This is a genomic window from Cupriavidus sp. 207A1 (assembly GCF_057798955.1).
The window spans coordinates 429,177-453,633 of the sequence record NZ_JBYOJO010000004.1; the positions used below are offsets into that span (position 1 = coordinate 429,177).

At 64.7% G+C, this 24,457-nt stretch carries 20 protein-coding genes and 1 pseudogene; 11 read left to right on the forward strand and 10 right to left on the reverse strand.

The features are described 5' to 3' along the window. Window positions 1-373 precede the first annotated feature (373 nt). The 4 genes from AC3FMM_RS10060 to AC3FMM_RS10075 form a co-directional block, all read right to left on the reverse strand. Complete coding sequence (locus AC3FMM_RS10060; protein ID WP_326346343.1) at window positions 374-1,339, reverse strand: tripartite tricarboxylate transporter substrate-binding protein; 966 nt, start codon at window positions 1,337-1,339, stop codon at window positions 374-376. Window positions 1,340-1,403: 64 nt separating this feature from the next. After that, window positions 1,404-2,744, reverse strand: coding sequence for a glutathione-disulfide reductase (gorA, locus tag AC3FMM_RS10065; RefSeq protein ID WP_326346342.1), 1,341 nt, complete (start codon window positions 2,742-2,744; stop codon window positions 1,404-1,406). Window positions 2,745-2,760: 16 nt separating this feature from the next. After that, entirely contained in the window at window positions 2,761-4,047 is a 1,287-nt protein-coding gene (locus tag AC3FMM_RS10070) for a CaiB/BaiF CoA transferase family protein (RefSeq protein ID WP_326346341.1), read from the reverse strand. A 10-nt stretch (window positions 4,048-4,057) separates the two neighbouring features. Next, window positions 4,058-4,759, reverse strand: a complete 702-nt coding sequence (locus AC3FMM_RS10075) for a glutathione S-transferase N-terminal domain-containing protein (protein WP_326346340.1) — start codon at window positions 4,757-4,759, stop codon at window positions 4,058-4,060. A gap of 81 nt (window positions 4,760-4,840) precedes the next feature. Between AC3FMM_RS10075 and AC3FMM_RS10080 the strand changes: the two genes are divergently transcribed. Further along, on the forward strand, window positions 4,841-5,842 hold the full coding sequence (locus AC3FMM_RS10080) for a LysR substrate-binding domain-containing protein (protein ID WP_488686532.1): 1,002 nt from the start codon (window positions 4,841-4,843) through the stop codon (window positions 5,840-5,842). A gap of 100 nt (window positions 5,843-5,942) precedes the next feature. Continuing rightward, window positions 5,943-7,178 (forward strand): CaiB/BaiF CoA transferase family protein, encoded by a 1,236-nt coding sequence (locus tag AC3FMM_RS10085; RefSeq protein ID WP_326346338.1) that lies wholly within the window; start codon window positions 5,943-5,945, stop codon window positions 7,176-7,178. A gap of 306 nt (window positions 7,179-7,484) precedes the next feature. Here the strand turns inward: AC3FMM_RS10085 and AC3FMM_RS10090 are convergent, their stop codons facing one another. Then, the gene (locus AC3FMM_RS10090) at window positions 7,485-8,084 is read right to left on the reverse strand and encodes a 2-hydroxychromene-2-carboxylate isomerase (protein WP_326346337.1); all 600 of its coding nucleotides are present in this window, start codon (window positions 8,082-8,084) and stop codon (window positions 7,485-7,487) included. A 314-nt stretch (window positions 8,085-8,398) separates the two neighbouring features. On the opposite strand from AC3FMM_RS10090, the gene AC3FMM_RS10095 reads away from it, so the two are divergent. Next, a complete protein-coding gene (locus AC3FMM_RS10095; RefSeq protein WP_326346336.1) occupies window positions 8,399-8,866 on the forward strand; it encodes a hypothetical protein in 468 nt (155 codons plus the stop codon). Window positions 8,867-8,954: 88 nt separating this feature from the next. Here the strand turns inward: AC3FMM_RS10095 and AC3FMM_RS10100 are convergent, their stop codons facing one another. Further along, window positions 8,955-9,932: a LysR family transcriptional regulator gene (locus AC3FMM_RS10100; protein WP_326346335.1), complete on the reverse strand. Its 978-nt coding sequence runs from the start codon at window positions 9,930-9,932 to the stop codon at window positions 8,955-8,957. A gap of 113 nt (window positions 9,933-10,045) precedes the next feature. Here AC3FMM_RS10100 and AC3FMM_RS10105 point away from each other — a divergent pair, with 113 nt between their 5' ends. The 5 genes from AC3FMM_RS10105 to AC3FMM_RS10125 all read left to right on the forward strand — a co-directional run bounded on the left by AC3FMM_RS10105 (window position 10,046) and on the right by AC3FMM_RS10125 (window position 14,430). Continuing rightward, window positions 10,046-11,020 (forward strand): Bug family tripartite tricarboxylate transporter substrate binding protein, encoded by a 975-nt coding sequence (locus tag AC3FMM_RS10105; RefSeq protein ID WP_488686549.1) that lies wholly within the window; start codon window positions 10,046-10,048, stop codon window positions 11,018-11,020. Between the two features lie 16 nt (window positions 11,021-11,036). Further along, the gene (locus AC3FMM_RS10110) at window positions 11,037-12,239 is read left to right on the forward strand and encodes a CaiB/BaiF CoA transferase family protein (RefSeq protein WP_326346333.1); all 1,203 of its coding nucleotides are present in this window, start codon (window positions 11,037-11,039) and stop codon (window positions 12,237-12,239) included. Window positions 12,240-12,262: 23 nt separating this feature from the next. Continuing rightward, window positions 12,263-13,030 carry an enoyl-CoA hydratase/isomerase family protein gene (locus tag AC3FMM_RS10115; protein WP_326346332.1) on the forward strand — a complete coding sequence of 256 codons (768 nt, stop codon included), beginning with the start codon at window positions 12,263-12,265 and terminating at the stop codon, window positions 13,028-13,030. 177 nt (window positions 13,031-13,207) lie between these two features. Beyond that, window positions 13,208-13,897 carry an ArsR/SmtB family transcription factor gene (locus tag AC3FMM_RS10120; protein ID WP_488686533.1) on the forward strand — a complete coding sequence of 230 codons (690 nt, stop codon included), beginning with the start codon at window positions 13,208-13,210 and terminating at the stop codon, window positions 13,895-13,897. A 26-nt stretch (window positions 13,898-13,923) separates the two neighbouring features. Continuing rightward, window positions 13,924-14,430 (forward strand): DUF6630 family protein, encoded by a 507-nt coding sequence (locus AC3FMM_RS10125; protein WP_115699220.1) that lies wholly within the window; start codon window positions 13,924-13,926, stop codon window positions 14,428-14,430. A 47-nt stretch (window positions 14,431-14,477) separates the two neighbouring features. Here the strand turns inward: AC3FMM_RS10125 and AC3FMM_RS10130 are convergent, their stop codons facing one another. Together AC3FMM_RS10130 and AC3FMM_RS10135 are read right to left on the reverse strand one after the other, a co-directional pair. Continuing rightward, entirely contained in the window at window positions 14,478-15,563 is a 1,086-nt protein-coding gene (locus AC3FMM_RS10130) for a Zn-dependent alcohol dehydrogenase (protein WP_414248507.1), read from the reverse strand. Window positions 15,564-15,652: 89 nt separating this feature from the next. Beyond that, window positions 15,653-17,329 (reverse strand): phospholipase D family protein, encoded by a 1,677-nt coding sequence (locus tag AC3FMM_RS10135; RefSeq protein ID WP_115714089.1) that lies wholly within the window; start codon window positions 17,327-17,329, stop codon window positions 15,653-15,655. Window positions 17,330-17,800: 471 nt separating this feature from the next. Here AC3FMM_RS10135 and AC3FMM_RS10140 point away from each other — a divergent pair, with 471 nt between their 5' ends. Continuing rightward, a complete protein-coding gene (locus AC3FMM_RS10140; RefSeq protein ID WP_116313785.1) occupies window positions 17,801-19,333 on the forward strand; it encodes an amino acid permease in 1,533 nt (510 codons plus the stop codon). Window positions 19,334-19,402: 69 nt separating this feature from the next. Continuing rightward, on the forward strand, window positions 19,403-21,079 hold the full coding sequence (locus tag AC3FMM_RS10145; protein ID WP_116313784.1) for an amidohydrolase: 1,677 nt from the start codon (window positions 19,403-19,405) through the stop codon (window positions 21,077-21,079). Between the two features lie 138 nt (window positions 21,080-21,217). On the opposite strand, the pseudogene AC3FMM_RS10150 reads toward AC3FMM_RS10145, so the two are convergent. Both AC3FMM_RS10150 and AC3FMM_RS10155 read right to left on the reverse strand, forming a co-directional pair. Beyond that, a pseudogene (locus tag AC3FMM_RS10150) lies at window positions 21,218-21,634 on the reverse strand (cupin domain-containing protein); the annotation flags it as partial. A 78-nt stretch (window positions 21,635-21,712) separates the two neighbouring features. Further along, window positions 21,713-22,540: an AraC family transcriptional regulator gene (locus tag AC3FMM_RS10155; protein WP_473704544.1), complete on the reverse strand. Its 828-nt coding sequence runs from the start codon at window positions 22,538-22,540 to the stop codon at window positions 21,713-21,715. Window positions 22,541-22,631: 91 nt separating this feature from the next. Between AC3FMM_RS10155 and AC3FMM_RS10160 the strand changes: the two genes are divergently transcribed. Next, entirely contained in the window at window positions 22,632-24,215 is a 1,584-nt protein-coding gene (locus AC3FMM_RS10160) for an alginate export family protein (protein ID WP_488686534.1), read from the forward strand. The last annotated feature ends 242 nt before the right edge of the window (window positions 24,216-24,457 follow it).

Genomic DNA, 24,457 nt, shown 5'->3' on the forward strand with positions numbered 1-24,457 from the left:
CCCTGGACAGCGGCAGCTTCACTGTTGCGATCGGCCAGGAACCGGAACCCAATTCAATCAGCGTCCCGCATCGACTCACGGAGGCGCTCTGTCACCTCCGCAAGAAGCCCCTCGGCAGCAGCGCTAACCTCGCGTTCCCTGCCCGGCGGTATCCACGTCGATTCGACTTCGACGAAGGTGCCTCTGCACTCACGTCCCGCGCAAGCGTCGGTAACATGCCGTGCCACCGCGGCTGCAATGGCCCTGCAGGCCGGCTCGCCTCTGAACAACATCAGCGCAGCGGCTTCCTTCGCGACGCACCTGGCGTCTTCGGACTGCACATCCGTATCCGCATGTGCCGGCCTGGTGTCCATCATCTCCCTCCTCTGGCGGCCTAGTCGATAAACGCGTCTGCTTGCTTGATGACGGGGCTCCACCGCGCCATCTCGCTACGCAGATGGGCGGACAACGCTTCCGGCGTCGCTCGGTCTTTCGAAACCGGAATGGCCCCCAACTTCTGCATCCCTTCCCTGAACGCGGAATCGGTCACTGCGTCCTGCAACGCCTTGACCAACCTGGCGACCACCGGTTGCGGTGTCCCCTTCGGCGCGTAGATGCCATGCCATACGGTTACCTCGAACTCTCCCAGTCCTTGCTCGCGCAGCGTCGGCAGCCTGGGCAATGCCGCGAGCCGTGAAGGCGTCGTGCTCCCATACGCTTTGACCCGGCCCGTGTTGATCGGCTGGAGCGTCGTCGTCACCTGGTCACAGAGCAGATCGACCTGACCACCCTGAACATCTACCATCGCCGGCGCGGCGCCCTTGTAAGGAACGCTTGTCATCGCGGATTGAAGCTGACTCATCAGCATCAGCCCGCAGAGATGCGACGCCGTACCGATTCCTGCGTTCGCGAGGTTGATCTTCTTCTGGTTTGCCGAGATGTAGGCGCGCAACTCGTTAAAGCCATTGGGCGCGAGGTTCGGGCGCGCGACAAGCGTCATGGGAACGTCTGCTACGAGCCCGATATACTCGAAATCCTTGGTTGGATCGAAGCGCAGCGTTTTGCTCAATGCCGGCAGAGTGGCCATGCCAATGTTATGGATCAGGAGGGTGTAGCCATTCGGTTCGGCACGCACCACCGCCTCCGACCCCACGATACCGCCCGTGCTCGCGCGATTCTCCACGACGACAGTCTGTGCCAGGGCACGTCCCATCGCCGCACCCAGATGGCGCGCGACAACGTCGGTGGGACCGCCCGGGGAAAACGGGACCACCAGCGTCAACGGGCGCGTGGGGAATGACTGCCCAAACGAGGGGCTGCATGCCAGCCAGCCGATAGCAAGTGCCGCAACGTACTTCATAGCCTGTCTCCTTACATCGTCGTTTTGCGCGAATGAGTAACCGATGCTCCTTGTCCCACGACCCTCAAGCGTGGCTTCGCATGGTGACGAACTCCTCCGCGACACTGGGGTGCAGCGCAACGGTTCGGTCGAACTCTCGCTTGGTGATGCCTCGCTGCAATGAAATGGCACCCATCTGAATGATTTCAGCAGCATCGCGACCCACCATGTGCATACCCAGGACGCGATCACTGCGCTTATCGACGACGAGTTTCATCATGACGCGCTCCGCGCTGTCAGCGACTGCTGCTCGCAGCGGACGGAAGTTGGTCCGATAGACCGCAATATCGGGAAGCGCCGTCCGTGCCTCCCGCTCTGTCATCCCGACACTGGCAATCTCGGGCGTGGAAAACACGGCCGTCGGCGTGAACCCGAAGTCCGGTGCCCGACACTCGGCCCTCCCGAACAGCGACTCGGCAAGCCACTGCCCCTGGCGTATTGCAACGGGGGTGAGGTTCAACTGGCCGATCGCGTCGCCGATGGCATAGACCCCTTCCAGGGACGTTGCATAGCGCTCATCCACGTCGATGGCTCCACTTGGCGTGAGTGCCAGCGCGCCCGCTGCGGCCTGCGTGTTGGGCCGACGGCCGGTCGCGTTCAGGACGACGTCTCCTTCATAAGCGGTACCGGCTTGATCTGTTACCCGATAGCCAACAGGCAACGCTTCAATGCGGTGGACGTTGGTGTTCAGACGCATATCAATGCCCTGAGCGAGGTAGGCACCGGTAATGCCGCTCTGGATATCCGGATCGAATCCCCTGAGAACGGAGGCGCCCCGGTGCAGTACGGTCACGTCCGCGCCAAGCCCCTTGAATATCCCGGCAAACTCGAGCGCGATATACCCACCACCAATGATCACGACGCGGGCCGGCAGATGCGGTAACGCAAAGACATCGTCCGACGTGATGCAATGCCCGGCGCCAGGAATATCCAGCGGTGTGGGCATCGCGCCAGTTGCCACGATGATGTGCGCGGCCGATATCGCCTGGCCGGAGGCAAGACGAACGCGCCCTGCGCCTTCCACGGCGGCCCGTTCGTCAAAAATGGTGACCCGGTTTCCGTCCAGACCCTTGCGGTACAGACTTTCCAGTCGACCGACTTCCTCACTGATCCGGTCGCGCAGCGCACTCCAGTTGTGGTCGATGCTTCCGACGCCCCATCCAAAGCCAATGGCATCGGTTGCTTCCGAACGAAAGCGGCTTGCCGTGACGAGAAGCTTCTTCGGCACACAGCCTCGAATCACGCAGGTACCACCAACCCGCGACTGCTCTGCAATCGCTACGCGTGCACCGAGGATGGCGGCGGCGCGGGCGGCGCGTACGCCCCCGGATCCGGCGCCTACGACAAACAAGTCGAAGTTCTTCATCTGTCTTCCCACCCGATCACCGTGCAATCGCTGCCTCTTCAGCCGCCTCGCCAGCCGGTTCCAGCAACCGGTCGCGCACCAGTACGCCTTCGGCGTACAAGGCGTCGATCTCCGCTTCGCTCAGCCCGGCGATGTCTTTCAGAACCTGCTCGTTGTGTTCACCCAGCAGGTCGGCCTTCAGAGCGGACCCGTACTGCCAGGCCGAAAACCGGGCCGGCGGCCCAGGGATCTGGAACTCGCCCACGTAAGGATCGGAGACAGTGCGGACGACGCCGCGCTCCTGCAGGTGCGGATGGTTTATCGCTTCACGCAGACTGAGCACCGGCGCACATGGAATTCGCTGTTGCTCCAGGGCTGCAATCGCGGCGTCGCGGGATGGAAAGCCGGAGAGCCACGCCTCCAGGATTTCCTTGAGCTGCTCGTTGTTGTCGCGGCGCAGCGCGGCGGTGGCAAAGCGCGGATCGGTCAACAGGTCCGCTCGCCCCAGAGCCGTGGCGAATTGCTCCCATTGGTGCGGCAGCGTGGCCAGCGTGAGATACGTCCCGTCACCGCAGCGAAAGATGCCGGTAGGCCCACCATCAGGATGCTGCGAACCGGTGCGCTTAGGCTCATAGCCTTTGCGCAGACCGACGCGTGGAATAGACACCTCATGCATGTTGAAGTAGGTATCCAGCAGCGATGTCTCGATGTACTGCCCCTCTCCTGTTCGCTCGCGATGCAGCAGCGCGAAGCCTACAGCCATAGCGGCTGCCACACCGGTTGACGCATCGCCAATCGCCATCGTGATCAGCGCCGGGTTGCCGTCCGGCTCGCCGATGAGATCTGTCACCCCGGCGTAAGCCTGCGCCACGTAGTCGTAGCCAGGCTTGTTGGCCAGCGCCCCCTTTTGTCCAGCCAGGGAAATGGAACACATCACAAGCCGCGGATTGAGCTTCTTCAGCACGTCGTAGCCAAGGCCGAAGCGGTCCATGACTCCCGGCGAGAAGTTCTCGACCAGCACGTCGAACTGCGGAATCATCTTGAGAATCAGCGCGCGGGCCTTGTCGTGCTTGAGATTGAGTGCAAGACTCTTCTTCGAATGGTTGTGCTGAACGAAGTAGGTGCTCTGGGAGCAGCGTTTGTACTCCGGCTTCTGACTGCGCAGCCCGCCGATTCGGGTGCGGTCGCCGAACGGCGCCAGCTCGAGCTTGATGACATCGGCCCCCATTTCGGCAAGGATGCGGGTGCAGGTCGGTCCGGCCACGATCTGGGTAATGTCCAGCACGCGATAGCCGGTCAGCATCGGGGATTTTGTTTGCGGCATGTTGTCTCTCCTATCGCGGGGCGAACTGGCTCTTGCCAAACAGGTTGTCCCACCGTTCACCGCTGGGCTTCGCGCCGGTCTTGTCGACCTTCTCCTCCAGCACAGCAATGCCACGTTGCACCGCGGGGCGTTCGCGCACGGCGGAGTACCAGCGCTGAAGGTTGGGATAGTCCGCAAGGTTCTGGCCCTGCCATTTGTGGGCACGCAGCCAGGGATAGGTAGCCATATCGGCGATCGAGTATTCCCCGGCCAGATATTCCGCGTCCGCGAGACGACGGTCGATCACGGTGTAGAGGCGACGCGCTTCGTTCGTATAGCGATCAATCGCGTAGGCGATCTGCTCTGGCGCGTACTTGCGGAAATGGTGGGCCTGCCCGAGCATCGGGCCAACACCGCCCATCTGGAACATCAGCCACTGCACGACCTCATAGCGTCGGCGCGTATCCTGAGGCATGAATCGGTAGCCGCTCTTCTCGGCCAGGTACATCATGATGGCGCCCGACTCGAACATCGAGATCGCCTGCCCGTCAGGCCCGTCGTGGTCGATAATCGCGGGGATCTTGTTGTTCGGACTGACAGCCAGGAATTCCGGGGCAAACTGCTGGCCCTTGCCGATATGCACAGGGATGACGTTGTAGGGGATCGCCAGTTCTTCAAGGAGGATGGAGACCTTGTAGCCGTTCGGGGTGCTCCAGAAATAGAGATCGATCATCTCGATAAGGTGGCTGGTTACTGGTGAAGCCATCTTAGAAATGTCAAGATCGTTGCGCCAATACTGTGTCCCGCTTGGGGCATGTCAAAAACTTATGGCTATCTCGCCATCGTTCGCTCGCTACAACTCGCCATGGAATTCCGACAACTGAAGTACTTCGTACGCATCGTTGAGCTAGGGAGCGTCTCGCGTGCGGCCGCCGATCTCTACACCGCGCAGCCTGCGCTCAGCCAGCAAATCGCCAAGCTGGAAGACGAACTGAAGGTGAAGTTGCTGGCCAGAAGCGCCCGGGGCGTCGTGGCGACGGAGGCGGGCGAGGTCTTCTATCGACATGCGCGTGCCATGCTGCGGCAAGCAGAGCTCATGAAAAGCGAGGTCCAGCATGCCGGAGAGCATCCCCAGGGAATCGTTTCCGTTGGCCTGCCGACCAGTGCTGCCACGATTCTTGCACCGCGGCTGTTCGCAGAGGCAGCCAGGCAGTATCCGGATATTCAGCTCCAGATTACCGAGAGCCTCAGCGGTCACCTTCAGGAACTGGTCGTAAACGGCCGCATCGAGATGAGCCTGCTGTTTGAGCGTGTGGACGGGGCCGGCGTGGTCCGCGAGACGAGGCTCGGCACGCATCTCGAGGTGATGCCGCTACTGACCGAGAGCTTGATTCTGCTGTCATGCGAACAGCCAGGCGATGCCTTGCCTGAAGAAGTCAGCATCGCGGAGGCGGCGAAGCGCCCGCTGATCCTTCCCGGCAAGTCCAACATCACGCGGCAGATTATCGACGAAGCATTCGAAGCCGCGGGCGAGCGACCGCTCGTGCGGGCGGAACTCGACTCTCTCGCAACCATCCGAGCGGTCGTTGCCAGCGGCGTCGGCTCGACCATCCTCTCGCCCTCCATCCCGGGAGGAACGACCGGCCTCACCGTCCAGCGCATCGCGGGTGCAGCACTGCAACGACGGCTGTCGCTGTGCACATTCGACATCATGCCGCTAAGTTCCGCGGCGAGGCGGATCATGGAGTTGATCCGCGAAACTGCGCTGGCGTTGATCGCAGAAGGCGCTTGGCCAGGCGCCTCGCGGATTGAGTAGCCATACGGAATCGCAATACCGCCACCGCAAAGTCCTATTGGCCGGTACGCCGTTTGCCTGTCTAGACTGCTCATGCGTCTAAGCAGGCAAACGGCACCCCATGACAAAACGGATTCTCGAAGGCATCAAGGTTCTCGACCTCACCCGGTTCTTTTCCGGCCCTCAATGCACCTTGTTCCTGGCAGGACTTGGAGCAGAGGTCATCAAGGTCGATGACCCGTGGGTCGGTGACCCCACTGCGTTCTCGCCGCCTTTTGCCGGCCCCCAAGGCGTCTCCTTTGAAAAGCGCTCCCCCCATGACATGGGTATCGCCTATCTGAAGCGCGCCCGTTCCAAGAAGTCCGCCACCCTGAACCTGAAGAGCGCCGAGGGCAAGGAACTCTTCATGCGCATGGTGAAAAATGCCGACGTCGTCGTGGAAAACTTCAGCGCCGGCGTAGCCGATCGTCTCGGCGTGGGCTACGACGTGTTGCGCGAGATCAATCCGGCCCTCGTCTATTGCTCCCTGACCGGCTACGGCTCCACAGGGCCGGCGCGGAACCTGAAGGCCTATGATCTGATGGTGCAGGCGGCCGTCGGCTTGATGAGCATCACCGGCCACCCTGACGCGGGGCCGACTAAGGCGGGTACCCCGCTGTCGGATGCCATCGCCGGGCTGTTTGCGGCCTTCGGGATCGTGGCGGCGTTGAACTACCGACAGCGGACCGGCCACGGGCAATCGGTCGACGTTTCCATGGCGGATTGCCTGCTGTCCTTGATCCTCGACGAGCCGCTGGACTGCTATCGCGAACTCGGACTCTCCTTCCAGCAGGGAAATCGCATCATGCGCTTTTCCCCATTTAATGCCTACAAAAGTGCGGATGGCTGGGTTACCCTCGGAACCGCCAATAACGACGACTGGGGGACGCTCCTGGATTTGATGGGACGCTCGGACCTCAAGGACGATCCGGACGTCATGTCCGTTGCCTGGCGACTGTCGAACAATGCGGTGGTCGACGAGATCGTCTCGACGTGGACGGCAACGCTTCCCACCGCGGAAATCGAACAACAGATGCGGTCCGCGAAGATCCCCTGCAGTCCGGTACGCACCATCGATGACGTTCTCGCGTGGGAACAAACCGTCGCGAGAAACATGGCGGTCTCGCTCTGGAACCCCTTGGCGAAGGCCGCGATGAACGTCAAAGGCGCCGCTTTCCCATTGCGCTTCGGCCATGCCGACGTTGGTTATGACACGCCCGCACCCGTGCCCGGCGCACATACTGAAGAGGTGCTGCGCGAGATGGCCGGCGTAGACGCCGTCGAGTTCCGACGTCTGCGGGAACACCGGATCATTTGAGCTTCAGAGGGGCGGCGAGCGCCCCTGCCGATTGCCTGGCCAAACGGTGGAGCCATCCGAGTATTGGGCAGGAAAGAAGATCGGCCGCAGTTGCCGCCCGCTAACGCAATGCGAGAACCGCAACCAGGAAACAGGCGGCGCTCGCGCCAGGCGCGCGCCGTAGTGGGGGTCGGCACAACACGAAGACGACCTGTGGCGCTCGTTGGGTGCTGCGCGGCGGCAGCGTTCGCGCGAGTCGTCGACTTCAATTGCGGGCTGCCCAACTATCGGAGCCGTAGCGCCGGGCAGTCCCCCGCGCAGCCTGTACTACGCGGCGCGCGCCAGTTCTTCTTCCATGAAGTCGAGACGATCTTTGCCCCAGAACATCTCGTCTCCCACATACATCATGGGCACGCCAAACACGCCGCGCTCCACGGCCGCGTCGGTGCTTTGCGCAAGCTCGGCGCCGATTTCGTCGCTGGAAGCGATCTCCTCAAACCAGGCGAAGTCCACCCCGAGGGACTCCACGATGGATCGCACGCCTGCATACTCGACGATGCCGGCATCGCCCCGCTCCCAGTATGCTTCCATGACCCGCTCTACGAATTCCAGCTCCAGTCCCTTGCGTCGCATCGCCAGCGATCCGCGCAGCACCCTGCTCGATTTGATCGGAAACTGCCTGGGAATTTGGAACGGTAGATTGTATTTCTCGGCCCAACGCATCAGGTCTCGCTTGCGGTAGCGGAGCTTCGACTTGGGCTCCTTCATCAGTTCGTACTCGTTGTTCCGGAAGACGTAGCCCAGGTTGTAGGGATGCAGCACGAGTTCTGCATTGTGGCGCTCAAGGATCGGCTTGATCAGCTTGATGGCGAAATAGGTGTTCGTGCTGCCGACATCCCAGTACAGGTCAACTCGCTTCTTGTCCATTTCGACTCCTGTTGATTTGAAACAGGTTCAGTCTATGGAAGACGCCAGTGTCCGGCTAATACGGTTTGGCGATTCGGGTATACCGGAAAACTATTGGCGACTCGCTGCCTGAACTCGGCATCATGCGCATTGCCGACCGTCGCCCCCAACTGGATCGGCCATATCGGGACGTGACCGAGAGCTTCCCTGCCGAATGATGTCAGGAGGCTACGACCGAGCGCGCAGCCATGTGGCGACCATCGCGTGGGCCACAGAAACAGACGCCACCTACGGCTATCGGCAAAACTTGCATGCAATGAATCACCAGAAGCCCTATGAGCGGCATCATGCACACCAACCCGCCCGCGAAGTCGCGACGACTTCCTTCACAGGACAAGCCGCCGGCTCGGCTTCGGATCGGGTTATCCCGCTATCCAACTGCGACGGACCTGCTGCATTGCATTCGGGCGTCTGTTCGGCAAATACAGCGCGAGACTGGAAACTCCCACCATGACACCACACTTGAGATCGAGCGTCGGCTGGGCTGGCTGCTTGCACGGGCCATGGTGACTCGATCGCCGTTCGATATAGCGATCGTTCTGGGGAGCGGCGCCGAACTGATGATGTTTCCGGATGCGCCAACGTTTGACCAATGCGCCGCAGTCGTCGACGCTGCCGAGCAGCGCGCCTTGCGCAGCGTCGTGTGGGTGGTCCGCCATCGCTGCTGCAAAGCAGGACACGGAGTCCGGCGCTTTACCATCGATCCCTGGTTGAAGGCCCTTCGCGGCCCGGCTCCTCGTTGAGGCACGCTTCCCAGCCGTTTGCTGCCGCAAAACCGAGGTGGCGAACTTTAAACGCCTTTAGTGGCATGCACTAGCGCGGCCGCTATCGCTAGGGCCCGGCGCCCTCGCCTCCGGCATTGAAGCGGTGAACCGGCCACTGACCGCCCTCTACCAGTCGTCCGGTAATCGAGAGAAGACGTTGCCATACCGACGTCACGGCCAACGAAGCGGGTAGGGTCGCGGCACGGCAAAGGTAGACCTGCCGCGTGAATCCTTCTTCGGCAATACGGGCACAGGACACAATGCCGCCTCGCCATTCTTCCTGCACTGACGCGTGAGACAGGATCGTGAATCCGGCACCTGCAGCGGCGAGCGCAATCAGTTCCGGGATCGCATTGACCTCCGCGATGACCTGAAGCTGAGTTTCTTGGGACGCGCTGAACCGGTCTATGAGGCTGCGCAGGCCATGCAGTCCTGCCGGGAGAATCAATGGATAGCTATCCAAGCGGGAGAACGGTACGCTGACGGCAGCGTCGATACCGTCTCGGCCGTGCGCCGACAACTTACCCGGCGGGCCGACAAGCAATAGCCGTTCTTCGAGCACGCGATCGGCGCGCAATCCCGGCTCTGGCGTGCCGCCAAAGGTCATGCCGATATCCAGATGCCCGGTCAGCAGCCCTTGGGGGATGTATCCCGTGCTCTGTTCGATGATTTGCAGGTCAATCCCTGGCCACTCTGCGCAGACTTCTTTCACGAGCGGCACGGTCAATAGCTTTGCCAAGGACTGCGGCAACCCGACGGCCACCCTGCCTTGCGGTTGCTTGATGGCTGTCCGAATGTCCTCGTATGCCACCTCCACGCGCCGAAGAATATCGGTCGCATGCGCGAGCAACATCTCGCCTGCGGCTGTGGCTACAACCCCGCGTGGTGTTCGCTCAAGCAAGGCTGCGCCGAACTCCTCCTCCAGGTTTTTCATCTGCAGGCTTAGCGCCGGTTGCGCGATGTGCAAGCGCTCCGCAGCGCGAGAAATCGAACCTGCCGCGCATACCGTGACAAATCCCCGCAGGGTACGAAGTTCGAGCGCCATGAATCGCCCCGCAGAAGTGGCTATAGCGGAATCCTATATCGGATATCTCAAACCTGTCTTGGACTTATATGTCGGAGGTCGCCATGCTACGGCCAGAACCATTGGAGACGATGATGAATCCGACACGACGAACACTGCTGCTGGGGGCTGCCGCCTCCCTATTGGCAGGCCCTCTCCTTGCCGCTGACTGGCCGACCAAGCCCGTCCGAATTGTTGTGCCGTTTGCTGCCGGCGGGCCCACCGACTTCATTGCCCGCCTGCTGGCGACGGCACTGTCGAAAGAACTGGGACAGCCAGTGGTGATCGATAACCGGCCCGGCGCGAGCGGCAATATTGGCGCCCAGCATGTGCTCGATAGCGGCAACGATGGCTACACACTCTTGCACAACACCGTAGCCATGCAGGCTGTGAACCCGCTGATGTACCCCCACGCTCGCTTCCTGCCGGAACGAGACTTCGTGCCCATCGCGACCACCGGCTCGATGCCGAACGTCCTGGTCGTCCATCCCGACAAACTCAAGATTAAGACGCTTGCTGAGCTGGTTCAATTAGGAAAGGCAAAGCCTGACGCCCTGACCTACGCGACCTTTGGCGCTGGCTCCTCGCCGCACATTTATGGCTCTCTACTGCAGAAGAAGGCCAACTTCAAGGCGGTAGCGGTGCCGTACAAAGGTAGCTCTCCGGCTCTCACGGACGTGATGGCAGGCCAAGTCGATTTTGTATTCGACTCGTTCACGACGTGCATTGGCCAGATTCAGGGCGGCAAACTGAAGCCGCTTGCCATTACCTCCTCGCAGCGCTCTCCGATGCTGCCGGACGTCCCGACACTCAAGGAAGCCGGATATCCAGGAGCGGACCTGAAATTCTGGTTCTCCGTGCAAGCCTCCGCACAGACGCCCAAGGCGATTGTCGAGCGTTTGCGGGCGGCTTCGGCAAAGGCAGTCAACGACCCGGAATACGTAGCAGCGCTACGCAATCGTGGCGCCGAGCCGATGCCGACACGTCCCGACCAGCTCGTCAGCTTCGTCAGAATGGACTCCGAGCGCTGGACGAGCATTGCGCGTGGGCTTGGCATTCAGCCCGAATGAATAGGGAGTTCTAGCAATGCAACCATTGAAAGGCATTCGGGTTCTGGACCTGAGCAAGGTCTTGGCTGGTCCCTTATGCGGCCAATATTTGGGCGAACTGGGCGCCGATGTCATCAAGGTCGAACCCCCGGGTTCTGGCGACGACACACGTGGGTGGCTCCCTCAGGATGAGGGCCAGTCCGCCGTATTCCTGGCCGTCAATCACAACAAGCGCAGCATCGCGCTGGATCTCAAGACCCAAGCCGGCCAACGTGTCGCGCAGCAACTGGCAGCCAGCGCTGACGTTGTACTGCAGGGCTTCGGTGGCGGTACCGCCAAGAAGCTCGGCGTGGACTACGCCACGTTGAGCGCCGGGAATCCCCGTTTGATCTACTGCGAGATCTCCGGCTACGGGCGCGATGGCCCCTTGGGCAATGAGCCCGGCTATGACGTAATGCTGCAAGCGTTCAGCGGCATGATCAGCACTATGGGAGACCCCGGCGGGAAGTTTGCGCGGGCAAGCTTTTCACCCGTCGACATCGGCACCGGCATGCATGCGCTCAGTGGCATCCTGGCAGCCCTGCTCGAACGCCATACGACTGGCAAAGGAACGTATCTGGAAGTGGCGCTCATGGAGACTGCCCTTGGCTTCATGGGGTACATGGCGCAGAACTATTGGCGCAGCGGAAAGGCACCACAGCGAATGGGCACAGCCCATCCGTCAATGTCGCCCTATCAGGCGTTCGACGCCGCCGATGGGCCGCTGATGCTCGGCGTCGGCAATGACGCCCAATGGAAGCGCTTCTGCTCAGTCGCCGGCCTCGAAGACTGGGTCGATCATCCAGACTTTGCCACCAACGCCGCTCGGGTACGGAACTTCTCCCGAACGGTTGAATTGGTGCAATCCCGCCTCTCGATCCAGCCGCTCGCTTACTGGCTCGAAACCCTACAAAAGATCGGTGTGCCCTGCTCGCCTATTCAGACGCTGGACCAAGCGCTGGCACACCCACAGGTGCAGGCCCGACAATTGATCGTCGAGACTGAACATCCCGTGCTGGGCACTGTCTCCAACGTCGGCTTACCGGTGCGCTTCGGCCGAGAAGCACGCCAGGCAAGTCGTCCCGCCCCGCTGCTCGGTGAACACACCGACGAAATCTTGCTGGAGGCCGGGTTCACACGAGAACAGATTGAAGGTATGCACCGCGCCGGCACCGTGGCTACTGCGACGGCGGCCGGCTAGACCAACCCCATACTGAGCAGACTATGTCCCTGGTTACCTACACCGTCCGCGAGCACATCGCCGAAATCCGCCTGGATAACGCTCCTGTCAATGCCCTCACGGTTCCGATGGTCGACGCACTGATTCGCGCCTTGGAGCGCGCGGCCGCTGATGACGCGGTTCGGGCCGTCATCGTTGCCAGCGCCGTACCCAAGCGATATTGCGCCGGACTTGATATTGCAGCCTTGCAGGGCGCATCGGCGGCTACCGTTTACACGCTCCTGGACAAACTCTACGTCCAGCTATCAGAAGCGCAGTATCGTCTCGGCAAGCCATCGATCGCCGCGGTAGGCGGTGCGGCGCGGGGGGGCGGCATGACCCTGGCGATCTCCTGTGATCTGATTGTGGCTTCCGAGGATGCCAGCTTCGGATACCCCGAAATTGACGTCGGCATGCTACCGGCTATCCACTTTACTCACTTGCCGCGCATCGTCGGCCGTCATGTCGCTTTCGATTTGCTCTTCACCGGGCGCTCCTTCGGCGCGATCGAGGCGCAGGCGTTGCACCTGGTGAATCGCGTCGTCCCGGCGGACAAGGTGCTCGGGGAGGCACGGTCACTCGCCGCCAGCCTGGCCGCCAAGTCAGCATCCGCGATGAGCATGGGCAGAGCCGCATTCCACCGGGCCATCGACAGCGACTACCGTCGTGGTGTTTCCTACGCGGTCGATACGTTCTGTCGCGTCGCCGGCACCGACGATGCGCGCGAAGGTATCGCCGCGTTCGTGGAAAAGCGTACTGCAAACTGGCGCTAACGAAGGTTCGGCTGAGGGCCTTCGGGGGCCCTTTGACGCTGGCGGCATAGAAACACGTCAGAACTTAAATTTACTGGTAAGAACATGGTTTGCTAGTAAGGACTAAATTTGCACCGGGCATTCATCCCCCGCCTTCGTCCTATACTCCGCATCACACCCTTCACCCAAACCCAAACCATGGATTACACCCCCGGCATCAGCCACCTCGCCAGCCTGCTCGCCGACCCGGGCCGTGCCGCCATGCTATGGGCGCTGATGGACGGCAGCGCCCGGCCCGCCGGCGAGCTGGCGTTGATCGCCGGCCTGTCGGCGTCTTCCACCAGCGGGCACCTGGCGCGCTTGTCCGAAGGCGGCCTGCTGGTGGCGGAGACGCGCGGGCGCAATCGCTATTACCGGCTGGCGGCGCCGGAGATCGGCGTGGCGATCGAGGCGCTGGCGTCGGCGTCGCTGGCGAGCCAGCCGCCGCGGCTGCGCGCGGTGCCGGTGTCGCGCACGGCGCCGCCGGCGCTGCGCCAGGCGCGCACCTGCTATGACCACCTGGCGGGCGAGCTGGCGGTGGGGCTGTTCGAGCGCATGACGCAGTCGCGCTGGCTGATGCTGGACGGGGCGCGCGTCGCGCTCAGCGGCGATGGCGCGCAGGCGCTGGCACGGCTGGGCGTGGATGTGGGTGCGGCGCGCCGCAAGCGGCGGCAGTTTGCCTGCACCTGTCCGGACTGGAGCGAGCGCAAGCCGCACCTGGGCGGCGCGCTGGGCGCGGCGCTGCTGGGCAGCCTGCTGGCGCGCGGCTGGGTCGAGCCCACGCGCACCTCGCGCGCGCTGCGCGTGACACCGGCGGGCCAACGCGAGATCATCCGCATCGCGGCCTAGCGCGCCGCGGCAACAGGAGAAAAAAGATGGCCACACCGCTGGACGACGACACGCAGGACGCGATCGCGCGTTTCTTCGCCCTGATCAACCTTGGCGACAGCGCCCAGACCTCGGCCCAGATGGCGATATTCGAGGATGCCCTGCTCGATGCCGAGGACGACGACACCGACGGGCCGGAACTGCTGTGGGTGATCCGCGAGGTCATCGACTGGCAGTCCGGCTTCTTTGTCGACTGGAAGGACGCGCAGTCCTTTATCGGCTGCCTGACCCAGCTGTGCGAGCGCATGGACCTGGAGCTCGACTGGGGCACCGACGACCCCGAGGACGAGGCCTTCCTGGAGAGCACCAGCGTGCCGGAACTGATGGAGCTGGCGCACAACCAGCTGCGCGTGGCCGGCTATACGCTGTGGAACTGGGATACCGGCGGCGATGCCTACGCCGGCTGGATCACGCGCAGCGAGGATGACGAAGAGATGCTGGACCTGGCCGAGATCCTGCGCTTCGAGGTGCGGCCGGCGGACCAGCCTTATTGAACACCGGCCGGCGCGCTTGCCGGCCCCGCACCGGCCGCGCTGCGCGCCTAGTCGAACAGGATCACAGAGCGCGCCAGTTCGCCGCGGCGCAGTTCGTCGAAGGCGTCGTTGATGCGGTCCAGCGGCAGCCGCTGCGCGATCAGCTCGTCCAGGTGCAGGCGGCCCGCCATGTAGAAATCGACCATGCGCGGCATGTCCACCGGGAAGCGGTTGGAGCCCATCAGCGAGCCCTGGATGCGCTTCTCGCCCAGGAAATCGCTGCCCTTCAGCTCGATCTTGACGCCCGGCGCGATCATGCCGATGACCGTGGCGGTGCCGCCGCGGCGCAGCATGGCAAAGGCCTGCTCGGTGGTCTCCTTCAGGCCGATGGCCTCGAAGGCATGGTGCACGCCGCCGCCGGTAAGCGTGCGCACCGCGTCCGGCACATTGCCCTCGCTGGCGTCGATCACGTCGGTGGCGCCGAACTTGCGGGCCAGTTCCAGCTTGCCGGGCATCCGGTCGATGGCGATGATGCGGCCGGCGCCGGCGATGGCGGCGCTGTTGACCGTGGCCAGCCCGATGCCGCCGCAGCCGATCACGGCGACGGTCTCGCCCGGCCGCACCTTCGCGGTATGGATCACGGCGCCCATGCCGGTGGTCACCGCGCAGCCGATCAGCGCGGCGCGGTCCAGCGGCATGTCGCGCCGGATCGCCACCAGCGCGTGCTCATGGATCAGCATCTGCTCGGCGAAGGCCGACAGGTTCAGGAACTGGTGCATGGCGTTGCCATGGGCGGCCCGCAGCCGCGGTTCCTCCTCTTCGCGGCGTCGGGTATCAGGCTCGGTGCATAGCGACAGATGGCCGGTCAGGCAATGCTCGCAATGGCCGCAATAGGCCGACAGGCAGGTGATGACGTGGTCGCCGGGCTTGACCGTGCGGACTTGCGCGCCGACCTGCTCGACCACGCCCGCGGCCTCGTGGCCAGGGATGGTGGGAACAGGGTGCGGGTAGGCGCCGTCCACGAAATGCAGGTCGGAGTGGCACACGCCGACGGCGGCGGTACGCACCAGCACTTCGCGCGGTCCGGGCTTGCCGATGGCCACGTCTTCGATCGCCAGCGGCGTCCTGGGTTGATGCAGCACTGCAGCTTTCATGGAATTCCTCCGGAGGGGAGCTACGGTGCCGGAAAAAATACCCCCAAACCTGGGTTCAGGAAAGCCGCGGGCCGCCCGCCGGAGCCGCTTTAAAGCTCTTCCTTGATCGGGAGCACGCGCAGCACGCCGATTCCCAGATGTTGCAGCGGGCCCATGCCGGGCTCGCTGTCGTAGACCACCAGCTGGCCCTTCTCGCGCGTGGTCCAGGTCAGGCGCGGATTGCCGCCGTCGCCATCGGTCTGCAGCCCGATGCGGTAAGCCATGTCGAGCAGGCCGTCTTCGGTCGAGCGGATCATGCGCTCGGCCAGCGCCGGACTGTCCAGCACCACGCCCATCTCGGTATTCAGCTTGGCCGAGCGCGGGTCCATGTTGAGCGAGCCGATAAAGACCTGGCGCCGGTCGACGATGTAGTTCTTGGCGTGCAGGCTGGCGCGGCTTGACGACAGCCAGGCGCGCGAGCGCGAACCGCGCGCGGCCTTGCCGCGATTGGCCAGTTCGGCATAGGCGCTGGGCTTGAGCTCGTACAGCTCGATGCCGGCGGCAACCAGCGCCTGGCGGTGCGGTGCGTAGCCGGCGTGCACCGGGCTGACATCGGTGGCTTCGAACGAGTTGGTCAGGATGCGCACGCGGATGCCGCGCCGCGCCAGCGCGATCAGCCAGGCTTCGCCGTCATCGTCGGGCACGAAATAAGGCGAGATCAGCAGCACCTCCTTCTGCGCCCCGCTGATCATCTTCTCCAGCCGGGCGGTGGCGTGGCCGGGGTCGTCGTGGGTCTGGTGGGTAATCTTGGCGGCCTTGTCGGACACCACCACGGCCTTGCCGTAGTAGCCGGGCATGTGGCCGCTCTCGATCCCCTTGGCCAGGCCCGAATCCAGCAACTCCTGCACGTAGGGGCTGGCCACGGCCTGGTCGCCGCGCGCCTCCAGCCGCTTGCGCAGGCTGCGCATTTCCACCGGCGCTTCCTTGCCGGCGGGGATCAGCGCCACCACGGGATAGGAAGACGCGTCGTTCCAGTATTCGTCGAACACCGCGGACACCTGCGGCACCGCCGGCCCGGCCACCAGCACGTCGAGGTCGCTGAAATCCATGTCAGTGCGCGCCGAGAAATACGCATCGCCGACATTGCGCCCGCCCAGCAGCGTGATCTGGTTGTCCACCGTCATCGACTTGTTGTGCATACGCCGGTCGAGGCGGTTGAAGCCCACGAGCATTTCCAGCCAGCGCACGCTGCGGTTGGCAAACGGGTTGAACAGCCGCACTTCCACATTGGGATGCGAATCGATCGCCGACAGGACTTGGTCGAGACCGCCGGTATGCAGGTCGTCGAGCAGCATGCGCACACGCACACCGCGGTCGGCCGCGTCCAGGATGTCGCCCAGCACCGCCGCGCCGGTGCCGGTCGGCTCGAAGATATAGGTCTGCAGGTCCAGACTGCGCTGCGCCGCGCGCGCCATCGCCAGCCGCGCGGCCAGGGCGTCGGGCCCGGACTGCAGCGGGTAGAACAGCGACTCGCCCGGGCGCTTGGCCAGGCGCGGCGCCAGCACCTTGCCCAGCGGCGTGTCGCTGGTATTGGCCGGGGCGGTCGACGGGGTGCGCTCCGCCTGTGCCGGCAGGCTGGCGCAGCCGCCCAGCACCGCGGTGCCGATCAGGCCGGCCAGCGCGAAGGCGGCCAGGCGGGTCGCGCGCCGGCACCAGCCGGCGCCGGCACGTGCCGCGGCGATCGGCCGCCGGGCGTCGAGCGGAACATGGCTGTGCGTCTGGAACATCCGTCAGTCTCCCTGCGCCGGTGAATGAAGGAACGGGGATGGGCCGGTGGCCGGGTCCTAGCACCGGCCGGCGTGCAGCGCCTGCTACCTCGCAAGATATACCCCGCGCGCCAGCCCCGGCAGCGGTGCCATTCCTGTCCGCGCCGGGAGTTTGTCCTACAGCGCAACATGGCCGAAGGGCGGACCGGCAGGCAGGCCGGCATCCGGCGGCGAGTGCGGCACTTGACCACGGGCACCCTTGCCGGGCAGGCGGCTGCGGCTTTCCCTGCACAGCGATTTCTCTTATGATGCCGCCCAATATACCGGCCGGTAGCACCGGGAGGAGGCCCTGCGGCATGTGTCGCCGCCCGCGCGGCTGGCGGCCTGCCGCAGCTTGCGGCCGCCCGGCGATGCCGGCATAGTTGCGCGCCTTCGCGCCCCTTTGCGTCCCTTCGTGGCTTGTACCGCACGGCGCGCCCAGACCGGATTCCGATGTCGACACAACCCTCCCAGCCTTCCTCCGCCGGCGCCCCCGCGCCCACGCTGCGCCGCACCCTGCGCGCCCGCCATCTCACCATGATCGCCATCGGCGGCTCGATCGGCACCGGACTGTTCGTGGCCTCGGGCGCCACCATCGCGCAGGCCGGGCCCGGCGGCGCGCTGGCCGCCTATATCCTGATCGGCGCGATGGTCTATTTCCTGATGACCAGCCTGGGCGAGCTGGCGGCGTACATGCCGGTGTCGGGCTCGTTCGCCACCTATGGCGCGCGCTATGTCGACGAGGGCTTCGGCTTCGCGCTGGGCTGGAACTACTGGTACAACTGGGCCGTGACCATCGCGGTGGAACTGGCCGCGGCGCAGCTGGTGATGCAGTACTGGTTCCCGGACACGCCCGGCGTACTGTGGAGCGCGCTGTTCCTGGGCCTGATGTTCGCGCTCAATGCGATCTCGGTGCGCGGCTTCGGCGAGGCCGAATACTGGTGCGCGCTGGTCAAGGTGGTGACGGTGGTGGCCTTTATCGGCATCGGCACGCTGATGATCTTCGGCATCCTGCGCGGCGACATGGCGGCCAGCCACGGCCTGGCCAACCTGACCACCGGCGATGCCCCCTTCGTCGGCGGGCTGCCCGCGCTGATCGGCGTGGCCATGATCGCCGGCTTCTCGTTCCAGGGCACCGAGCTGATCGGCGTTGCCGCCGGCGAATCGGCCGATCCGGCCAGGAACATCCCGCGCGCCGTGCGCCAGGTGTTCTGGCGCATCCTGCTGTTCTATGTGCTGGCGATCCTGATCATCGGCATCCTGATTCCCTACACCGACCCCAGCCTGCTCAAGAGCGACGTGCAGACCGTGGGCGTAAGCCCGTTCACGCTGGTGTTCCGCCATGCGGGCCTGGCCTTTGCCGCCGGCGTGATGAACGCGGTGATCCTGACCGCGGTGCTGTCGGCGGGCAACTCCGGCATGTATGCCTCGACCCGCATGCTCTACAACCTGGCCACCGAGGGCCGCGCGCCGCGCGTGTTTGCCCGGCTGACGCGCAACGGCGTGCCGCTGGTGGCGCTGCTGGCCACCACCGCGGTCGGCGCGCTGTGCTTTTTGACCTCGCTGTTCGAAAGCAAGTCGGTGTACCTGTGGCTGCTGAACCTGTCGGGCATGACCGGGTTCATTGCCTGGCTCGGCATCGCCATCAGCCATTACCGCTTCCGCAAGGGCTTTGTCGCCCAGGGGCATGACCTGGACCGGTTGCCCTATCGCTCGCCGTTCTTTCCCTACGGGCCGATCTTTGCCTTCGGGCTGTGCCTGGTCGTGACGCTGGGCCAGAACTACCAGGCCTTTACCAGCGGCAAGATCGACTGGGTCAGCGTGGCCGCGACCTATATCGGCATTCCGATCTTCCTGCTGATCTGGCTGGGCTACCGCATCGCGCGCAAGACGCGCTTCGTGCCCTATGCCGAAATGGAATTCCCCGCGCTGCCGGCCCGCGATGCCGCCGTAACGCGCACCGTCGTGCCCGCGGCCGGTGAATAGGCGCCGTTCCCGGGCGCCTGGCAATCCGCAGCATCAAGCAAAAAAAGCACAACAACAAGGAGCATCGCTTTGAAGAAAGCAATCCGTATCAGCCTGCTGGCGCTTGGCGCCGGCATGGCCCTGGGCCTGCCCGCGCACGGCGCGCCCACGCTGGTGGAATCGGTGCAGGGCTATACCCTGCAGCAGGACAAGGTCACCCGCTTCACCGGGCTGGTGTTCGACCAGGGCAAGGTGCTGGCCACCGGCGACGCCGCCGCCCTGCGCGCCCAGTATCCGGGCGCGCAGCGCATCGACGGCCAGGGCAAGACCCTGCTGCCGGGCCTGATCGATGCCCACGGCCACGTGTTCCGCCTGGGCTTCAAGACCACCGAGATCTCGCTGTCGGGCACGCGCACGCTGGCCGAGGCGCAGGGCATGATCCGCGCCTATGGCGACAAGAACCCGCAGCGCAAATGGCTGCTGGGCTATGGCTGGAACCAGGTGAACTGGAAGCTGGGCCGCTTCCCGACGGCAGCCGAGCTTGACGCCGCGGTGTCGGACCGCCCGGTGCGGCTGGTGCGCGTCGACGGCCACGCCGCGTGGCTGAACACCAAGGCGCTGCAGGCCGCCGGCATCACGCGCGATACCAAGGACCCTGCCGGCGGGCGCATCGAGCGCGATGCCAGCGGCAACCCCACCGGCGTGCTGGTCGACAAGGCCATGGCGCTGGTCAACAACGTGATCCCGCCGTACAGCGACGACGACCGCCGCACCGCGCTGGCCGCCGCGCTGGCGCACATGAACGCGCTCGGCCTGACCGCCGCGGGCGACGCCGGCGTGACCGTCGCCGAAGACCGCATCTACCGCGAGTTCGCCGACCAGGGCAAGCTGACCACCCGCATCTACGGCATGATCCGCGACACCGGCGACGACTTCAAGGCGCTGTCGGCCAAGGGGCCGCTGTCGGGCTACGGCAACGACCGCTACTACCTGCGCGCGGTCAAGCTGTACGGCGACGGCGCGCTCGGCAGCCGCGGCGCCGCGCTGATGGCACCGTACTCGGACGACCACGTGCACAGCGGCCTGCTGTTCATGAGCGATGCCGCGATGCAGGCCGCGGTCAAGACCGCGATCAAGGCCGGCTACCAGGTCAACATCCACGCTATCGGCGACGCCACCAACCACCAGGTGCTGGACGCCATGGAAGCGGCGTACAAGGACGTGGGCGGGCGCGAACTGCGCAACCGCGTCGAGCACGCACAGGTGATCGCGCTGCCGGACATCCCGCGCTTCAAGTCGCTGGACCTGATCGCGTCGATGCAGCCCACCCACGCCACCAGCGACATGAACATGGCCGAAGACCGCGTCGGCAAGGACCGCATCAAGGGCGCCTACGCCTGGCAGACGCTGCTCAGGCAAGGCACCGTGATCGCGGGCGGCTCGGACTTCCCGGTGGAATCGGCCAACCCGTTCTACGGCCTGCACGCGGCGGTGACCCGCACCGACCATGAAGGCCGCCCGATCAAGGGCTGGCATGCCGAAGAAGCCATGACCCTGCCGCAGGCCTTCCGCGCCTTCACGCTGGACGCGGCCTACGCCCAGCACCAGGAGAAGACGCTGGGCTCGCTCGAGCCGGGCAAGTGGGCGGACTTTATCCTGGTCGACCAGGACCTGTTCAAGGTCAAGCCTGCCGATATCTGGAAGACGCAGGTGCTGCAGACGTGGGTCGCCGGCGAGCGCGTGTACGCGAAGGACGGCAAGCGGTAAGCACGCGGTAGTGCACCAGTGGCCTGCCCGTACGGGCCGGCCGGGGGTGACAAGCGCGGCGCCGCAAGGGTGCCGCTTTTTTTTGGAAGCGCGTCTCAGATCCCCAGGTGGGTGGGGGCCGGGACCGAACCCCCCCGACTGGTCGTTGTCGACCGTACGCTCTCCCGCCGGACCGTCGCCCGTGTTCACCACGCCGCGCGGCTCGATCAGCAGCAGCTTCACTTCCGCATTGGCACTGGGCTTGTGCTCGACGCCCTTCGGCACCACCGCCATCTGGCCGGGCCGCAGCACGATCGAACCGTCGCCCGCGGGCCCCTGCCGGAAATCGATGCGCAACTCGCCTTCGAGGACGATGAAGGTCTCGTCGGTGTCGGCATGCCGGTGCCACTCGAATTCGCCTTCGACCTTCACCACCTTGAACTGGTAGTCGTTCATTTCCGCGACGACGCGCGGTTGCCAGTGTCCGTCGATTTGCGCGATCTTGCCGACCAGGTCAATGCTCTGGCACTGGCCGCGGCCGGCTGGTGCGCGGGGATGGCTAGCGGATGGGGACATGGTTCTCTCCGTTCACAAGTTGACGGGTTGAGGATACGCATGCGCCGTGCGGGCGTATTGAACGATCGTGGGAGATTCTCATCCGCTCCGGATGCTTCCCGCAACTTGCAGCCAGCGCCCCGGCGTCAGCCCGAAGGTCCTGGCGAAGTGCCGCGTCATGTGGCTCTGGTCGGCGAAACCCGCCGCCGCGGCTGCGTCAGCCAGCGACCTGCCAGCGAGCAACAGGTGGCGCACCGCATCGAGGCGACGCATGGTCAGATAGCGATACGGGCTGGTGCCGTAGAACGTGCGGAAGTCATGCGACAGGCTCCAGCGGTCGCGCCCCGTCGCCGCCTCGAGCTCGTCCAGCGTGACCACGCGCGTGCAGTTGGCATGCAGATACTCGCGTGCACGGCACGCGGCCAGATAGTCGCCCCGGGACCGCCGCGCGGGCGTACCGGCGACGGCGGCCAGCGCATGCGCCAGGTCGGCCAGTGCATCGCTCTGCTCGAGCGGCTCGAGCGTGCAGCCGACATGCTGCAGCAGCGCCTCGGTGGCCGCCGCGAGGCGCGGATCCGTCGTGACGCCGCCTTCGAGGAACGGCAGCGCGCGCCCGCCCAGGATGTTCTGGAACAGCACCGGCTCTACGTAGATCATCCGGTAGCGGAATCCTTCGTCGGTGCCTGCCTGGCCATCGTGCGGCTCATCGGGATGCAGCACCATGGTGTTGCCGGGCAGGCTGTCTCGCTGGCTGCGCCGATAGCTGAAACGCTGCACGCCGGCAAGCGTGCGGCCAATCGCGTAGGTGTCGTGGCGGTGCATCGCATACGCCTTGCCGTGGAACCACGCTTCGATACGCTCGACGCCCTCTGTCGGCCTGGCGTGCCGCACCCAGTCGGGGCATGAGAGGGAGGCTGGTCGGTTCATGGTGTAGGGCGACGATGGCGTTGGGGGGCCGCGCTGCCGCACGGGATCATCGGGGTGTGGTGCGGTGCTCAGGCGTGAGCAGAATTGTCGCATGGGCAGTGCGCCGCGCCACGGGCACCGCGTTGACTTGAACAATGCGACGATTAACGTGCCGGGCAGCTTGCGCTGTCATCGCAAGCTGCTATGTTGGCTTGAAGGAAACCACGGCGCGGTGCCTGTCATACGCCATCACGCCGCTCGCAATCGCCACACCGACCGGAACACAATCGTTCTCTTGGCCAACCCTCACGCGCTTGCCCTCGCCCTGATCGCCCTCTCCGGTGCCGCGCTGGCGCAGTCACCGGCCGACACGCCTGCCTACAAATTCCTGCGCTACGAGGAAGACTACCGCTACCTGCAAGGCGCCGGGGCCGACGCCACCCGTCGCCATTTCTGGGACCCAATCAAGTACATTGCCCTTGGCGCGCCCGATACCTATCTGAGCCTTGGCGGCGAGATCCGCGAACGCTTCGAGCACTATTCGGCACCGAACTTCGGCACGCCGGGCCGCGAGGCCGACGGCTATCTGCTGCATCGCATCCTGGTGCACGCCGATCTGCATGCGGGCCAGCGTTTCCGTGCCTTCGCGCAATTGGGCAATCACCTCGCCGCCGGCAAGGAGGTGGCCTTGCCCCCGTATGAAGACCGGCTGGATTTGCAGCAAGCCTTTGTCGACGCGCGTCTGCCAGTATCCGGCACGGCGGCAGAGGATCCCACACTGCGCCTGGGCCGGCAGGAAATGGCGTTCGGCGCGCAGCGGCTGGTGTCCGTGCGGGACGCGCCGAACGTGCGCCGCGCCTTCGACGGCGTTCGGCTGGGCGGGCAGGCCAGCGACGTCCGCATCGACGCCTTCGCCACCCGGCCCGTGCTGCTCAAGGCCGGCAATTTCGATGACCATCCCAATCATGCGCAGGGCTTCTGGGGCGTGTACACGACATTGCCGCACAGCTTCGTGCCGGCATCCGGCGTGGACCTGTACTACCTGGGCTTCGAGAACAGCCGCGCGCTGTACAGTATCGGCCCGGGCGTGGAGCGCCGCCATTCCGTGGGCGGCCGCATTTTCGGCAGCCACGGCCGTTGGGACTGGGACTGGGAAGCGCTGGTGCAGGTCGGCAGCTTCGGCCGGCAAGACCTGCGCGCCTGGGGCTTCTCGACCGACACGGGCTATGCCTTTGCGATGGGCGAATGGAAAGCGCGCGCCGGTATCAAAGCCACCGCGGGCAGCGGCGACAAAGATCCCCGCGACGGCAGGCTGGGCACCTACGGCGGGCTCTTCCCCAAGCTGGCCTACTTCAACCAGGCCGGACTGCTCGGCACCTCCAATGTGGTGGACCTGCAGCCGTCGCTGACGCTCAGGCCCACCGCATCGTTACGGCTGACGGTGTCGTGGGACTTCATCTGGCGCCAGACCACCGGCGACGCGGTTTATACCGCCACGGCCGTCCCCATCGCCGGCACTGCGGGCCGTCCCGGCCGCTACACCGGCAGCCAGCTCGCCTTCGACGTGTTCTGGCAGGTGGATCGCCATGTCACCGTCAACGCCGGGCTGGTGCATGTGGAGGTGGCGCCGGTGCTGCGTACGGCGGGCGGGCGCAATACCAATTTCACGTACCTGTCGGCGGCTTATACGTTTTGAGCGCGCGTTCCGAATCCACAACGTTATGCCGGGCCGGCCACCAGATCCAATCACTTTTTTGTTCGAACGCCATCAGCATTCGGTATCGACCGCCATTGCGATGCAGGGCAGTATGGCCTCGACTGCAGCGAGGCGGAAATGGTTGCGGATTGCGCGCCGACCTCCTAGATTCATCTCACCCGCGCGAGAACGCCATGTCCCCGATGCCGGGCCCCGCCAGCGGCAGTCATCCCTTTCGCCGA

Excerpts from the sequence above, each read along its gene's own strand:
- AC3FMM_RS10060 (WP_326346343.1), bottom strand. The coding sequence starts at position 1,339 with ATGAAGTACGTTGCGGCACTTGCTATCGGCTGGCTGGCATGCAGCCCC.
- gorA (WP_326346342.1), bottom strand. The coding sequence starts at position 2,744 with ATGAAGAACTTCGACTTGTTTGTCGTAGGCGCCGGATCCGGGGGCGTA.
- AC3FMM_RS10070 (WP_326346341.1), bottom strand. The coding sequence starts at position 4,047 with ATGCCGCAAACAAAATCCCCGATGCTGACCGGCTATCGCGTGCTGGAC.
- AC3FMM_RS10075 (WP_326346340.1), bottom strand. The coding sequence starts at position 4,759 with ATGATCGATCTCTATTTCTGGAGCACCCCGAACGGCTACAAGGTCTCC.
- AC3FMM_RS10080 (WP_488686532.1), top strand. The coding sequence starts at position 4,841 with ATGTCAAAAACTTATGGCTATCTCGCCATCGTTCGCTCGCTACAACTC.
- AC3FMM_RS10085 (WP_326346338.1), top strand. The coding sequence starts at position 5,943 with ATGACAAAACGGATTCTCGAAGGCATCAAGGTTCTCGACCTCACCCGG.
- AC3FMM_RS10090 (WP_326346337.1), bottom strand. The coding sequence starts at position 8,084 with ATGGACAAGAAGCGAGTTGACCTGTACTGGGATGTCGGCAGCACGAAC.
- AC3FMM_RS10095 (WP_326346336.1), top strand. The coding sequence starts at position 8,399 with ATGAGCGGCATCATGCACACCAACCCGCCCGCGAAGTCGCGACGACTT.
- AC3FMM_RS10100 (WP_326346335.1), bottom strand. The coding sequence starts at position 9,932 with ATGGCGCTCGAACTTCGTACCCTGCGGGGATTTGTCACGGTATGCGCG.
- AC3FMM_RS10105 (WP_488686549.1), top strand. The coding sequence starts at position 10,046 with ATGAATCCGACACGACGAACACTGCTGCTGGGGGCTGCCGCCTCCCTA.
- AC3FMM_RS10110 (WP_326346333.1), top strand. The coding sequence starts at position 11,037 with ATGCAACCATTGAAAGGCATTCGGGTTCTGGACCTGAGCAAGGTCTTG.
- AC3FMM_RS10115 (WP_326346332.1), top strand. The coding sequence starts at position 12,263 with ATGTCCCTGGTTACCTACACCGTCCGCGAGCACATCGCCGAAATCCGC.
- AC3FMM_RS10120 (WP_488686533.1), top strand. The coding sequence starts at position 13,208 with ATGGATTACACCCCCGGCATCAGCCACCTCGCCAGCCTGCTCGCCGAC.
- AC3FMM_RS10125 (WP_115699220.1), top strand. The coding sequence starts at position 13,924 with ATGGCCACACCGCTGGACGACGACACGCAGGACGCGATCGCGCGTTTC.
- AC3FMM_RS10130 (WP_414248507.1), bottom strand. The coding sequence starts at position 15,563 with ATGAAAGCTGCAGTGCTGCATCAACCCAGGACGCCGCTGGCGATCGAA.
- AC3FMM_RS10135 (WP_115714089.1), bottom strand. The coding sequence starts at position 17,329 with ATGTTCCAGACGCACAGCCATGTTCCGCTCGACGCCCGGCGGCCGATC.
- AC3FMM_RS10140 (WP_116313785.1), top strand. The coding sequence starts at position 17,801 with ATGTCGACACAACCCTCCCAGCCTTCCTCCGCCGGCGCCCCCGCGCCC.
- AC3FMM_RS10155 (WP_473704544.1), bottom strand. The coding sequence starts at position 22,540 with ATGAACCGACCAGCCTCCCTCTCATGCCCCGACTGGGTGCGGCACGCC.
- AC3FMM_RS10160 (WP_488686534.1), top strand. The coding sequence starts at position 22,632 with ATGGGCAGTGCGCCGCGCCACGGGCACCGCGTTGACTTGAACAATGCG.